This is a genomic window from Cupriavidus mimosae, from assembly GCF_023952485.1.
GTDB lineage: Bacteria > Pseudomonadota > Gammaproteobacteria > Burkholderiales > Burkholderiaceae > Cupriavidus > Cupriavidus taiwanensis_C.
This window is the reverse complement of record NZ_JALHRY010000009.1, coordinates 265,709-278,408: the sequence shown is the minus strand read 5'-3', so window position 1 is coordinate 278,408 and position 12,700 is coordinate 265,709. Positions and strand designations below refer to the sequence as shown.

Annotated in this window: 13 protein-coding genes; all 13 read left to right on the top strand. The window is 70.3% G+C overall.

What is annotated here, in order from left to right:
* Positions 1-40: 40 nt before the first annotated feature.
* The 13 genes from MKD50_RS18670 (at position 41) to MKD50_RS18610 (ending at position 12,695) form a co-directional block, all read left to right on the top strand.
* A complete protein-coding gene (locus tag MKD50_RS18670; RefSeq protein WP_252668142.1) occupies positions 41-1,165 on the top strand; it encodes a collagen-like triple helix repeat-containing protein in 1,125 nt (374 codons plus the stop codon).
* A 364-nt stretch (positions 1,166-1,529) separates the two neighbouring features.
* The gene (locus MKD50_RS18665; protein WP_115699453.1) at positions 1,530-1,718 is read left to right on the top strand and encodes a Flp family type IVb pilin; all 189 of its coding nucleotides are present in this window, start codon (positions 1,530-1,532) and stop codon (positions 1,716-1,718) included.
* 8 nt (positions 1,719-1,726) lie between these two features.
* A complete protein-coding gene (locus tag MKD50_RS18660) occupies positions 1,727-2,200 on the top strand; it encodes an A24 family peptidase (protein ID WP_115699454.1) in 474 nt (157 codons plus the stop codon).
* A 72-nt stretch (positions 2,201-2,272) separates the two neighbouring features.
* Entirely contained in the window at positions 2,273-2,749 is a 477-nt protein-coding gene (locus MKD50_RS18655) for a TadE/TadG family type IV pilus assembly protein (protein WP_252668140.1), read from the top strand.
* 43 nt (positions 2,750-2,792) lie between these two features.
* The gene (cpaB, locus tag MKD50_RS18650) at positions 2,793-3,743 is read left to right on the top strand and encodes a Flp pilus assembly protein CpaB (protein ID WP_252668138.1); all 951 of its coding nucleotides are present in this window, start codon (positions 2,793-2,795) and stop codon (positions 3,741-3,743) included.
* Between the two features lie 19 nt (positions 3,744-3,762).
* Complete coding sequence (locus tag MKD50_RS18645; RefSeq protein WP_252668136.1) at positions 3,763-5,175, top strand: type II and III secretion system protein family protein; 1,413 nt, start codon at positions 3,763-3,765, stop codon at positions 5,173-5,175.
* A 47-nt stretch (positions 5,176-5,222) separates the two neighbouring features.
* Positions 5,223-6,482 carry a pilus assembly protein gene (locus MKD50_RS18640; protein WP_240071436.1) on the top strand — a complete coding sequence of 420 codons (1,260 nt, stop codon included), beginning with the start codon at positions 5,223-5,225 and terminating at the stop codon, positions 6,480-6,482.
* A 1-nt stretch (position 6,483) separates the two neighbouring features.
* Positions 6,484-7,800 carry a TadA family conjugal transfer-associated ATPase gene (locus MKD50_RS18635; RefSeq protein WP_115699459.1) on the top strand — a complete coding sequence of 439 codons (1,317 nt, stop codon included), beginning with the start codon at positions 6,484-6,486 and terminating at the stop codon, positions 7,798-7,800.
* Positions 7,793-8,719, top strand: a complete 927-nt coding sequence (locus MKD50_RS18630; RefSeq protein ID WP_115699460.1) for a type II secretion system F family protein — start codon at positions 7,793-7,795, stop codon at positions 8,717-8,719. The genes MKD50_RS18635 and MKD50_RS18630 overlap by 8 nt, the downstream gene beginning before the upstream one ends.
* A gap of 22 nt (positions 8,720-8,741) precedes the next feature.
* Positions 8,742-9,806, top strand: a complete 1,065-nt coding sequence (locus MKD50_RS18625; RefSeq protein WP_240071438.1) for a type II secretion system F family protein — start codon at positions 8,742-8,744, stop codon at positions 9,804-9,806.
* Complete coding sequence (locus MKD50_RS18620) at positions 9,803-10,648, top strand: tetratricopeptide repeat protein (protein ID WP_240071439.1); 846 nt, start codon at positions 9,803-9,805, stop codon at positions 10,646-10,648. The genes MKD50_RS18625 and MKD50_RS18620 overlap by 4 nt, the downstream gene beginning before the upstream one ends.
* Positions 10,645-11,010: a DUF3613 domain-containing protein gene (locus MKD50_RS18615; protein ID WP_115699463.1), complete on the top strand. Its 366-nt coding sequence runs from the start codon at positions 10,645-10,647 to the stop codon at positions 11,008-11,010. Before MKD50_RS18620 ends, MKD50_RS18615 begins: the two co-directional genes overlap by 4 nt.
* Entirely contained in the window at positions 11,007-12,695 is a 1,689-nt protein-coding gene (locus MKD50_RS18610; RefSeq protein WP_252668135.1) for a TadG family pilus assembly protein, read from the top strand. The genes MKD50_RS18615 and MKD50_RS18610 overlap by 4 nt, the downstream gene beginning before the upstream one ends.
* Positions 12,696-12,700: the final 5 nt, after the last annotated feature.

The window sequence follows — 12,700 nt, the reverse complement described above, 5'->3', positions numbered from 1 at the left end:
GGCCCGGCAGCGCCGTGGCCAACCAGACAGGAGAAGCACAATGAAAACCAAGCATCCCGCACCGCTTTCCATGACCTCGCTGGCCGCAGCCGGCGTCGCCGCCCTTGCCTTGCTGATGGCGGGCTGCTCTTCGAGCGGCGGCGGCAGCGGCGCCAATCCGCAGCCTAGCGGCGGCGGCGCCGATACGCCGGTCACGCCGCCGCCGCCGGCCGCCGCGCAGACCACGCCGACCGCCAAGGTCACCGAAGGCGCGGGCAACACCGTGGTGTCGGCGGGCAATGCCGTCAGCGAGATCGGCAAGTCGATCCAGGACGCACCGCTGCCGCTGCTGCCCACCGACGCGCGCAAGGGCGCGGGCGGGGTGGTAGTCAATGCGGGCGAAGCGGTCGGTGCCCTCGGCGCCGGCGTGCGCGACGGGTTGGGGCAGATGGGCTCGGTCGACAACCCGCTCGGCGTGACCGTGTCCAGCACCGGCAACGTGGTGCGCGAAGTGGGCGACACCGTGGTCAGCGGCGGCGCGCTGGTGCAGGGCCTGGGCACCGAGAAGCTGGCGCCGCTGGCACCGCTGACCACGCCGGTGGGCGGCCTGGTCACGAAGGTGGGCACGGCGGTGCAGGGCGGCGGCGACAAGCTGCAGACGGTGCTGTCCGACGGCGCCGTCGCGCAGGTCACCAACTCGCTCAGCCAGGTCATCGTGCCGCTGACCAGCAAGGTCACCGACGGCACGCAGACACTGGGCGCGGCCACGCGCCTGGGTGGGCCGGCGGACGGTCTGCTCTACAAAGTCGGCAATACCGTGGCCACCGGCGGCAGCATGCTCGGCAACACGCAGGCCCCGGTAGTCGCGCCGCTCGGCGGCGTGGTGACCGAGACCGGCAAGACCGTTGCCGCGGTCGGCGTGCTGGTCAACGGCAATGGCCAGACCGGCGGCAATGCGCTCGGCGGGCTGCTCGGCAACCTGCCGCTGGTCAAGCCCGGCAGCGGAGACGGCGGTGCGGGTGGCGGCGGTGCCGGCGGTGCGCCGGGCCCGGTCGGTGCGCTGCTGGCGCCGGTCACCGGCCTGGTCGGCGGCATCAAGAGCGGTGTCGGCGGCAGTGCCGGCGGCGGTTCGGGCGGTGGCGACAGCAAGCCGCAACTGCCGATCCTGGGCGGACTGCTGCACTGAAATGTCTCAACCCGCATAGGTGTTTTCACGGTGCGCTGTCGCTCATCACCCCGTCGCAGCGCATCTTTTTATTCCCTCTGGCCGCGCGGCCGAAAATGCCCGCATGGCCAGGCGGCGGGCCGGTTTATGCCGGCCCGCCGGCAGCTTTAACAAGCTGCGATCCGGCGCGTTTCAAACGCGTGCTTTAACCCCTTCGGGTCATTACTATCACCCGAGGGAGGGGTATGGTTGAGACATAGCATGACTTATAAAAAAAGCGCAGCAAGCGTGAATAGTCGATAAAGAGCGGGCCACAGAGCACCGTGAAAATCGAACGGGGGAAGCGTGATCGCGGCATCAGATCACTCGGGAGTGTCAACAAATCATGAAACGACTCATTGCACGCTTTGTCAGGGATGAGCGCGGGGCAACCGCTATTGAATATGGGCTGATTGCAGGGCTCGTTGCCCTCGCAGTCGCCGCAGGCGCCACCCAACTTGGCACTAACCTCAGCGATGGCTTTAAGAGCCTTGGTGAAAAGGTAGTCACCATGCTTGGCAAGCCGGCCGCGTAAGGCGCCCCGTGATTGCCGCGCTCCTCTGCGCGGCGACCCTCTACACAGACTTCGCTTACCGGCGGGTTCCGAACCTCCTGCTGGCGATCGCCGTGCTGGCTCTCGGGCTGGCACTGCTCGCCGGACAGGCCGCGGAACCGCCGCTGGCCGCGCGCCTGATCGGCGCGGGGCTGGGTCTTGCTGTCACCTTGCCGGTCTACGCCCTCGGGCGCATGGCCGCGGGCGATGTCAAGTTCCTGACGGTGGCGGGGTTGTTCACCGGTCCGCAAGGGCTGGTGGTGGCGTGGGTCGTCGGCAGCCTGCTCGGGCTGGTGCATGCGCTGCTGGCGCTGGCACTGGCGCGCCGCACGCCGGCCGCGGATCACGCTCTGCATTCCCAGGACCCACCCCTTCCAACGACGCAGTTTTCGCTGGCGCGCGGCATCCCGTATGCGGCGTACCTGGCCGTGGGGGTGCTGGCCTGGATGGCTGCGGGCCAATAGCCTCAATGGCTTGAGACCAGCAGGCTGCGCCGCCGGTCGGCGCGGCGGAACACCAAGAGACCGGGGTTTCAGATGTGGTTGCACGCAAGGGTCAACAGGAAGTTCAGCCGGCGCTGCCAGAGCGCCGGCAGCGCCGCGATCGAATTTGCCATCGTGGCGCCGGTGCTGGTCACCATCGTGATCGGCATCGTGTATTACGGCGTGATGCTGGCGCTGCAGCAGGTGCTGACGCTGGCCGCCGAGGAAGGCGCACGCGCCGCGCTGCGCTATCCCGCAGGCGTCGCCGGCACCGGCCTCGCGGCCACGCAGCAGGCACGTGTCAATGCCGCGGCCGCGATGGCGCGCGGCACCCTTCCCGCATCCCTGCGCGACCTGATTCCACCTGCCGGCGTCGCCGCGGCCGTGCCATGCGAGGCCGGCTCGGCCGACGTCTGCGTACAGGTCACGCTGACCCTGTCCACCACGAGCATCATGCCCGCGGTACCGATGGTGCCGCTGCCGGCTTCGCTGTCGGGCTCGGCCATGGTCCAGCTCTCTCCCGATATCTGATGCGCATGACGAACCGCCGCATGCCCGTACCAAGGACTTCCGCATGACCAGCAAGCAGATCCGATTACTGGCCGTCGTGCTGCTTGGCCTGGCCATGCTGCTGGCAATGCTGGCGTGGCAGGTGGGACGCCAGCCGGCCCAGCCTGCCGCATCGGCGGACGCCAGGCCGCTGCACCCGGTGGTGGTCACCACGCGCCCGGCCGAAGCCGGCAAGCCGCTCGACGCCGAGGCGCTCAAGGTGGAGATGCTGCCGATCGATCCCGCCGGCGCCTACCGCGACGTCGCGCGCGTTACTGGCCAGGTGCCGCTGGTGGCGCTGGGGGCCAACGTGCCGGTGCTGGAAAGCCAACTGCTGTCCGGCCTGGCCGCGCAGGTGCCGGAAGGCGAGCGCGCGGTGGCGGTGTCGGTCGATGAGGTCATCGGCGTCGGCAACCAGGTGCAGCCGGGCGACTATGTCGATGTATTCCTGGTGCTGCGGCGCGACCAGCAGGAAATCCCCGACAGCCAGGCCCGCATGCTGCTGTCGCGCCTGCGCGTGCTGGCCTACGGCGTGGCCTCGGTCAACCGGCCGCAGGCGGCCAAGCCGGAACAGATGATGGCGCGCCAGGAAGGCGCCAAGACCGCGGTGCTGTCGGTGCCGCTGGAACAGGTCAGCCGGCTGGCGATGGCGCAGCACTCGGGGCGCCTGATGCTGGCGCTGCGCAATCCGCAAGACCCGGCCATGCCGAGCGACGGCATGTTTGCCGAACTCCCGCCCGCATTGGCCGCGCGCGCCGGCATTCCCGCCGACGCACCGCGCGCCGCCACCGACAAGGCCAGCGCGGGCGTGCTGCTGTCCGGGCTGGCCGCCACCAACGGCGCACCGGCTGCGCGCGCACCAGCGGCAGCGCCGGCGCCGCGGCCGCTGCAGGTGGCCGCGCCGCCGGCGCTGGCACAAGCCAGGGAACGCGCTGGCGTGGAAGTGATCCGCGCCGGCAAGCGCGACATCGAATAAGAACGTGGGCGCCCATCGCATGCCAATCCAGAACCCACCCGCCCATGCCGTGACGCTGCGCCGCCGGCTGATGCAGCTCACGCTTGCCGCCATCATCGCCACCACGGCATGGTGCGCGCTGGCCCCGCGCGCGCAGGCGCAGGACGCCGCCACCGCGCGGCCATTGCGCCTGATGGCCGGCGCGCAGAAGGAACTGCGCAGCGCGCAGCCGGTGGAGCGCGTCGCCGTCGGCAACCCCGCGGTGGCCGATGCGCTGATCCTGCGCACCCGCGGCGCGCCGAGCGTGCTGCTGGTGGCCAAACAGCCTGGCGTGACCGAGGTGATGGTGTGGACGCGCGGCAGCGCCGAGCCGCAGAGCTACAGCGTGCAGGTCGATGCCATCGCGCCCGATGCCAACGGCGCGCAGCTGGGCTACTCGGCCGCCGGCGCCACCATCACCGGGCAGTCGCCAGACGCCTATGGCGCCGCGCGCGCGCAAGCGGCGGCGCGCGCGGCCACCGCAAGCAAGACCGACGGCAAGCCGGGCCTGGTGGTGGACCGCTCCACCGTGCCGCTGAGCGGCACCGTGCAGGTCGACGTCAAGGTGGTGGAGATCAGCAAGACCGTGCTCAAGGAAGTCGGCATCAACTTCTTCCGCAACAACTCGGGCTTTGCCTTCGGCACGTTCTCGCCGTCGACGCTGAACAAGTTCACCTTTACGCCGGGCAGCGGCGGCGCGCCCGGCAGCTTCACCGCCGACCTCGCCTCGCCCATGAGCAATGCCTTCAACCTGGTGGCCGCGTCGCTCACGCACGGCATCTTCGCCAACATCAGTCTGCTCGAGGCCAACGGCCTGGCACGCGTGCTGGCCGAGCCCAGCCTGGTGGCGCTGTCGGGGCAGAGCGCCAGCTTCCTCGCCGGCGGCGAGATCCCGATCCCGGTGCCGCAGGCGCTGGGCACCACCACGATCCAGTTCAAGCCGTTCGGCATCGGGCTGACGGTGTCGCCCACGGTGCTGTCGGCCGACCGCATCGCACTGAAGGTGGCGCCCGAGGCCAGCGATCTGGACCCGTCGCGCGGCATTTCGATCAACGGCGCGGTGGTGCCGGCCATCGTCACGCGCCGCGCCGACACCACGGTCGAGCTGGGCGATGGCGAGAGCTTCGTGATCGGCGGGCTGGTCAGCCGCAACACCGTCAGCAACGTCAACAAGGTGCCGGTGCTGGGCGACCTGCCGGTGATCGGCGTGTTCTTCAAGAACCTGAACTTCCACCAGGAAGACCGCGAGCTGATGATCGTCGTCACGCCGCGCCTGGTGAAGCCGATGGCGAAGAATTCGCCGGCGGCGCAGGCCGTCGGTGCCGATGGCCGCACCAGCGCCAGTCCCAATGTGTGGGGCTGGTATGTGCTGGGCGAATACGCGGACCCGACTTTGCCGGGTTTCTCGAAATAGCCGCCGGCCATGCCGGCTGGCATGGCCAACAGCTTTGAGGCGGAGAGATGGACTATTTTCTGTTGCACGCAACGCAGGGCGAAGTCAGGGACTGGCTGGGCCGCGCCATCGGCGCGCTGGGCACGCTGGTGGCCGATGGCGGGGCCCACGAAGGCTTTATCGAGCGCGTCTCCGAACTGCGCCCGGGCCTGGTGTTCCTGCATTTCTCGGCGGAGGCCGCGGCGTCGTCGGCGCGCCTGGCCGAGCAGCTGCAGCGGCTCTTCCCCGGCTTGCCGCTGGTGGCGGTGGGCCAGGCCGGCGAGCCCGGCGTGATGCTGGCCGCGCTGCGGGCGGGGGTGAAGGACTTTATCGACCTGCGCGACGCCCCGGCCGAGGCCGAGGCCGTGATCAAGCGCCTGGCCGTGCCGAGCGAGCAGGTGCGCCCGGCCGAGGCCGCGCGCCAGGGAAAGATCGTGGCGCTGCTGGGCGCGCGCGCCGGCGTGGGCGTGACCAGCCTGGCGGTCAACCTGGCCGCTGCGGCGCGCCGCCACCTGCCGCGCCATGCCAAGACCGATGCCCGCGCCGAAGTGCTGCTGACCGACCTGGGCCTGCCGGCGCGCGACGGCGCGCTCTACCTGAACCTGAGTCCGGGTTTCCATTTTGTCGAGGCGGTGCGCAACCTGCGCCGCTTCGACCAGGTCTTCGTGCAGACCGCGCTGACGCGCCACGCCAACGGCGTGTGCGTGCTGCCGCTGCCGGCCGCGCTGAGCGAGCTGCGCGACATATCTTATGCCGATGCGATCGGCCTGCTCGAGCGCCTGCGCGCGTTCTTCGACCTGCAGATCGTCGACCTGGGTGGCTTCGGCAATGCCGAGTTCACCGCGCAGATCGTCAAGGCCGCCGACAGCGTGGTGCTGGTGGCGGACCAGAGCGTGGGCGCGATCGTGTCGGCGGCGGAGCTGGTGCATGAACTGCGCGCGCGTGAAGTCGAGCGCGACGACCTGCACCTGCTGGTGTCGCGCTTCGATGCGCGCCTGGGCGTTGATGCCGCGCAGATCGCGCGGCGCGTGGGCGTGGAGTCGGTGGCGACGCTGCCGGACAGCCGCGAGGCGCTGGTGCTGGCGACGAACCGCGGCGCGGTGCTGGCCGATGACGATCCCCACTGTCCCTATGTGCGCGCGCTGGCCGAGCTGCTGGTACGGCTGGGCTACCGCACTGCCGCCGCCCGGGACACCACGCTGCTGGCGCGGATCAAGGACAAACTGCCCGGGGCGCTGCGCGCAGCGCTGGTAGCGCGCGGCGCGCGCACGGCACGCACTGGAAGCTGACATGACCCAAGCGATTGAATTCTCGGACAACGCCCCCGCACCGTTCCCGGTGTCGCAGGAGTTCCACAACATCAAGGAAGCCGCGCACGAGCACTTGCTGACGCGCATCGAAGAGCTGGGCGCCGAGTTCGGCCGATGGTCGCGCACCGCGATCCAGCGCTTCGTCGACCTGGAACTGGAGAGCTTTACGCGGCTGCGGCGCATCCCCATCAACGAGGCCGAGCTGCGCCAGATCGCCGAGGCGCTGACCAAGGAGCTGGCCGGCTTTGGCCCGATCGAGGACCTGCTCAACGATCCCGCGGTCGAAGACATCCTGGTCAATGGCCACCTGGACGTGTACGTGTCGCGCCATGGCGTACTCGAGCGCATCCCGGTGCGCTTTGCCGACAGCGGCCACCTGCTGCGCATCGTGCGCCGCATCCTGGCGCCGATCGGCCGGCGCCTGGACGAATCCAACCCCATGGTCGACGCGCGCCTGCCCGACGGCGGCCGCATCAACGTGGTGATCCCGCCGCTGGCGCTGGAAGGGCCGGTGGTGTCGATCCGCAAATTCCGCAAGGACCCGATGACGCCCGCCGACCTGCAGGCGCTGGGCACCATGAGCCCCGAGATCTGCGACCTGCTGCAGGCCGCGGTGCAGGCGCGCTGCAATATCCTGGTGAGCGGCGGCACCAGTTCTGGCAAGACCTCGCTGCTCAATGCGCTGGCCACCTTCGTGCCGCCCACCGAACGCGTCATCACCATCGAGGATACCGCCGAGCTGGCGCTGAACCATCCGCACGTGGTGCGGCTGGAGAGCCGGCCGGGCGGCTTCGAGGGCACCGGGGTGGTGTCGATCCGCGACCTGCTGCGCAACAGCCTGCGCATGCGCCCGGACCGCATCATCGTGGGCGAAGTGCGCGGCGGCGAGGTGCTGGAAATGCTGCAGGCCATGAGCACCGGCCACGACGGCTCGATGGGCACCATCCACGCCAGCAGCCCGCGCGAATGCCTGTATCGGCTGGAGATGCTGGCCGGCTTCGCCGGCTTCCAGGGCAGCGAGATGAGCCTGCGGCGCCAGATCGCCAATGCCATCGACTTCATCGTGCAGATCGCGCGGCTGTCCAATGGCAAGCGCCGCATCGTGTCGATCACCGAGGTCACCGGCCTGGGCGACAACATCATCTCGACCCAGGAGCTGTACCGGCACGAGCCGTTCGTGAGCCCCGACGGCACCGAGACCGACCGCTGGCTCTCGCTGGGCCTGTTGCCGCACTCGCCCAAGCTCGCGCGCATGCGCGCGCCGGGCTTCATGCTGGACGACCGCTTCGATGTCTAGCGCCACGCTGCTGCTCGCCGCGCTCGCGCTGGTCATCACCGGCCTGGGGCTGCTGCTGCTCGCCAGCGCGCAGGCGCGCGCGCGCCGCGAACAGCAGCAGGCCTTCCTGCAGGCGCAGACCGAGCAGGTGCGGATGCGCTACACGCAGGCGCCCGACTCCTCGCTGCAGCTGCCGGCGCGCGATCTGCGCCGGCGCTGGGACGATTTCCTGCGGCGTGCCGACCTGGCGCCGACGCGCCGCACCGCGCTGCTGTGGCTGTCTCCGCTGGTGCTGTGCACGCTGGCCGGCGCGGTTGCGGGGCAATGGCTGGGCGCGGTGTCGGCGCTGGTCGTCGCGCTCGCGGTGACGGCATGCGCGGCGTGGCACCGCGTGCGCCGGCTGCACAAGAAGCTGCTGTCGCAGCTGCCCGGTTTCCTGGATGGCGTGGTGCGGCTGATGACCATCGGCAGCAGCGTGCCGGCCGCGTTCCAGAACTCCATCGCCAATACCGAGGCGCCGCTGCGCCAGTGCCTGGTGCAGGCGGTGCACCTGCAGCGCGCCGGCAAGGAGCTGGACCAGGCGGTGCTGCAGGTGGGGCGCGCCTACAAGGTCGAGGAACTGGTACTGGTGGCTTCGGTGCTGCGGCTGTCGGTGCGCTACGGCGGCCGCGCCGACGTGGTGATGGAGCGCACCGCCACCTTCATGCGCGACCGCGAGCAGGCGCAGCGCGAGCTGATGGCGCTGTCGGCCGAGACCCGGCTGTCGGCCTGGGTGCTGGGCCTGCTGCCGCTGGTGGTGGCTGGCGGCCTGTTCACGCTGAACGCGGGCTACATCCTGATGATGTGGAAAGACCCCACCGGCAAGACCATGCTGCTGTCGGCCGCGGCGCTCGAAGTCGCCGGCGCGCTGATGCTGTACCGGCTGGCCAAGTCGATCTGAAGGCAACGATGACATCGCCCCCATGGACCGCCTGACGTTGATTTCGCTGAGCCTGCTCGCCGCCGCATGCGGCGTCGGCGTGCTGGCCTTGCCGCTGCTGCGCGACTGGCGCCAGCGCCGGCTGTCGACCCGCACCATCGACGCCGCGCTGGCGCGCCAGCGCACAATGGAAGCTGCACAGAACGCACAGGCCGCCCAGGCCGCGCCCGCCGGCGTGCCGCGTGCACCGGGCGTGCCCGGCGTGTCGGCTCCCGCCAGCGCGCGCCCGGCGATCCCTGCTGCGGCGTCCGGCGTCGCCACGGCGCTCGGCGCCCAGCTGGGCGCGCGCGTGGGCGAGCGCTTCGATGCCCACTGGCTGGAATCGCGCCTCGGTCGCGCGGTGGTGACGCCCGAAGACCAGCAACTGCTCGAGCAATGCGGCTGGTATGGCCTGCAGGCGCGCGTGCTGTTCGGCGTATTGCGCCTGGGCCTGCCGCTGGCCTTGTCGGTGCTGGCGATGCTGTGGCATCTCGGCGCCAGTGCCTTCATGGTGATGGCCTGGGGCTTCGGCACCTTCGCCGTGGCCTACCTGGCGCCCAAGTGGTACCTGCGCCGCCGCGCCGCCGCGCGCCTGCGCATGGTCGACGACGAGCTGCCGGTGCTGATCGACATGCTGCGACTGCTGCAGGGCGTGGGCTTGTCGATCGACCAGAGCCTGCAGGTGATCGTGGCCGAGTTCGGCAGCATGCTGCGCGTGCTGGGGCCGGAGCTGGCACGGGCCAACCAGCAGTTCGCGTCGGGCCGCTCGCGCGAGCAGACCCTGCTGCGCATCGGCCGGCTGTTCGACAGCGAAGACCTGAAGAGCCTGATCACGCTGCTGACGCAGGTCGACAAGCATGGCGGCGCGGTGCAGGAGCCGCTGCGCCAGTTCGGCCTGCGCATGCAGGAGGCGCGCAAGTCGCGCATGAAGGACGAGATCGGCCGCCTCACGGTCAAGATGACCGCGGTGATGGTGGTCAGCCTGTTGCCGGTGCTGCTGATCCTGACCGCGGGCCCCGGCTTTCTCGGGGTGATCCGCATGCTGGCAAACATGGGAGGAACGCGATGATGGCTTTCATGGCGCGCCCGGCCGCGGCGGGGTGCGTGCTGGTGGCCGCGCTGTCCGGCTGCGCCGCCGGCAACAACGGTGCCACGGCCATGCACGAGCAGGCCGAGGCCCAGGTGGAACTGGCCAGGCTGCGCGACAAGACCGCGCGCGCGGAATACAGCGAGCAGGCGGTCTACCTGGGCCTGATCCGCAAGATGCAGCAGGACGGGCTCTACTTTGCCTCGCTCGCGCATATCGAGGTCTATGTGCAGCGCTTCGGCGCGGGCGCGGAGATCCAGGTGATGCGCGCCGATGCGCTGCGCGAAACCGGACAGGACCAGGCCGCCATCGAGGCGTACCAGCAGCTGGCCGCCACCGCCATGGGGGCGGAGGCCGCGCACGCGCATCACGGGCTCGGACTCTTGGCGGGGCGGCAGGACGACTTTGCGCGCGCAGTCACGGAGTTGCGCGCCGCCGCCGCGCTGGATCCGGTCAACGCGCGCATCGCCAGCGACCTGGGCTATGCGCTGATGCGCGCCGGCGCGCTGCAGGACGCGCGCGTGCCGGTGATGCAGGCGCTCGAACTGGACGCGCGCAATCCGCGCGTGATCAGCAATGCGGTGGTCTGGCTGATGGCCGATGGCAAGCGCGCCCAGGCCAACGCCATGATGCAGAAGGCCGCATTGCCCGAGCCCACCCGCGGCGCGATCCGCAAGGAAGCGGACCGCATCGCCCGCGCCGCCGCCACGCGCGACCGCACCACGGCGCGCCAGGGTCAGCCCAAGCCGATCTCCGCGCCCGCCGCCGTGGCGGTCGTGGCCAGGCCAATCGCTATCGCCGCGCAAGCCGGCGCTACACCATGACAGCCAATCTTCTCGTTGCCATCCAAAAGCGCGCCGCATGCGTGGCGCTCTGCCTGGGGGTGCTGGTCCCGCTGGCGCACGCGCAGGGCGAGGCCGCGATGACCGAAGCGGCCGCCGCCGGCATGCCGCCGGCGCGGCCCGCGCAGCGCGAGATCGGCGCCGACACCCGCACGATCCTGGCGATCCAGCGCGAGGGCACGCAGGCCGGGCCGATGCTGCCGATGCACGGCGAACAGGCCGCGCTGGGCTATGAGCGCTACCTGAACAGCTTCCGCTTCGCGCTGCCCGAGTTCTACACCGGCCAGGCCAACGCCAGCACCACGCGCGCCGGCTCGGCCGGGCAGATGCTGGGCGGAAAATGAGCCTGCGCCAGCCGCCGGTGCCCCGCACCCGTCGCGCCGCACGCGGCGCCGTCAGCGTGATGGCGGCGCTGCTGATCGCCACCGTGGCGATCGCCGCGCTGGTCTCGATCGACGTCGGTCATGTGTTCATGCGCCAGCGGCAGCTGCAGAGCATGGTGGACCTGGCGGCGATGTCGGCGGCGCAGCAGCTCAAGCGGGCGGACAGTCCAGCCAATCTCAATGCCGCGGTGCTGGGAACGGTCAGCAATATCGGCGCGAAGAACGGCTATCCGTCAGGCATCGCCATGGGCTGCGCGGAGGCCGCCGGCGGCGGCGCGGATGCGATGACAGCCTGTGTCGGAGTATGGGATCCCGCGAGCGCCGGCGCGCGGCATTTCAGCGCCGTGTACAACGCCGCCACGGTCTCGCCCAATGCCGTGCGCGTGCAGGCCACGCAGACGGTGCCGATCCTGTTCGTGTTCAACGGGGGCAGCGGCAGGCAGCTGTTCGCGGAATCGATTGCGAGCGGCAGCCCGCCGGTGGCGGCGTTTTCACTGGGCACGGGTTTGCTGGACGTCTCGAGCGCCAACAGCATGCTGAGCGTGCTGCTGGGCAATGCGGTGAACCTGTCGGTGGCGGACTGGCAGGGGCTGGTCAATACCACGGTGACGCTGGACCAGCTGCGGCTAGAGGCGGACGTCGGCACCGTGGAACAACTGCTGAATGCGTCGCTGAACCTGCGCGATTTCTATGCGCTGGTGCTCGGCGCGGCCGGGCGCGACACGCTGCTTACCACCATGCTGGGCAGCCCGCCGACCACGCTGGGCGCGAGCGGAGCGGCCGCGTCGGTGTCGCTGGCAAGGCTGCTCGACCTGGGCCTGATGGCACCCGCGGCATCGTCGGCGGTGGAGGTGGGCCTGAATGTCGCGCAGTTGCTGCTCGCGGGCGCGCAGGTCGCGCGCGGCGACACCGCGGTCGCGTTGCCGCTGGACATACCCAAGCTGCCGTTCGGCCTGGGCGGCATCAGCGCCAACCTGCGCGTGATCGAGCCGCCGGTCACGGCGGCCGGTCCGGCGCGGCAGCTGACCGGCAAGCCCGACACCTGGCAGACCAGCGCCAGCTCCTCGCAGCTCAGGCTGACGCTGGCGCTCCAGATCAAGGCCGACATCCTGAAGCCGATTCTGGACGCCAGCCTGAACGTGCCGCTCTACCTCGATGTCGCCGCTGCCACGGCCGACCTCACCCGGCTGCAATGCGCGGCCAATCCCGCGGACCGTCGGGCCACGATGCAAGTGAAGAGCGGCCTGGCCACGGCGTGCCTGACCGAGGGCTGCACGGGCGGCGAGGTGGTGCTCGGGAAGGCCGAAGTACTTGGGGTCGGCCTCGCAGACGTGGTCGCCGCCGACGTACCGCGCTACGGCAACACGGTTGGCCAGGAAATTACCCTGGCGCCCGGCGGGCATGCGCAAGTGGGTATGGCAGATCCCTTCGGCGGATTGTTCTCGCAGGTGCTGTCGCTGAAGGTGCGGACCAAATTGCTGGGATTCATAGGTGTGCCCCTGGATCTGGGCCCGTTGCTGGCGCCGCTGGGGGCTACGCTCGACGCGCTGCTCCCGCCGCTGCTCAACAGCCTGGGCATCCAGCTTGGCAACAGCGACGTCTGGGTCCACAGCATCGATTGCAACAACGCTGAACTGGTGTACTGAGCCAT

Excerpts from the sequence above, each read along its gene's own strand:
- MKD50_RS18620 (WP_240071439.1), top strand. The coding sequence starts at position 9,803 with ATGATGGCTTTCATGGCGCGCCCGGCCGCGGCGGGGTGCGTGCTGGTG.
- MKD50_RS18665 (WP_115699453.1), top strand. The coding sequence starts at position 1,530 with ATGAAACGACTCATTGCACGCTTTGTCAGGGATGAGCGCGGGGCAACC.
- MKD50_RS18655 (WP_252668140.1), top strand. The coding sequence starts at position 2,273 with ATGTGGTTGCACGCAAGGGTCAACAGGAAGTTCAGCCGGCGCTGCCAG.
- MKD50_RS18625 (WP_240071438.1), top strand. The coding sequence starts at position 8,742 with ATGGACCGCCTGACGTTGATTTCGCTGAGCCTGCTCGCCGCCGCATGC.
- MKD50_RS18610 (WP_252668135.1), top strand. The coding sequence starts at position 11,007 with ATGAGCCTGCGCCAGCCGCCGGTGCCCCGCACCCGTCGCGCCGCACGC.
- cpaB (WP_252668138.1), top strand. The coding sequence starts at position 2,793 with ATGACCAGCAAGCAGATCCGATTACTGGCCGTCGTGCTGCTTGGCCTG.
- MKD50_RS18645 (WP_252668136.1), top strand. The coding sequence starts at position 3,763 with ATGCCAATCCAGAACCCACCCGCCCATGCCGTGACGCTGCGCCGCCGG.
- MKD50_RS18640 (WP_240071436.1), top strand. The coding sequence starts at position 5,223 with ATGGACTATTTTCTGTTGCACGCAACGCAGGGCGAAGTCAGGGACTGG.
- MKD50_RS18630 (WP_115699460.1), top strand. The coding sequence starts at position 7,793 with ATGTCTAGCGCCACGCTGCTGCTCGCCGCGCTCGCGCTGGTCATCACC.
- MKD50_RS18615 (WP_115699463.1), top strand. The coding sequence starts at position 10,645 with ATGACAGCCAATCTTCTCGTTGCCATCCAAAAGCGCGCCGCATGCGTG.
- MKD50_RS18670 (WP_252668142.1), top strand. The coding sequence starts at position 41 with ATGAAAACCAAGCATCCCGCACCGCTTTCCATGACCTCGCTGGCCGCA.
- MKD50_RS18635 (WP_115699459.1), top strand. The coding sequence starts at position 6,484 with ATGACCCAAGCGATTGAATTCTCGGACAACGCCCCCGCACCGTTCCCG.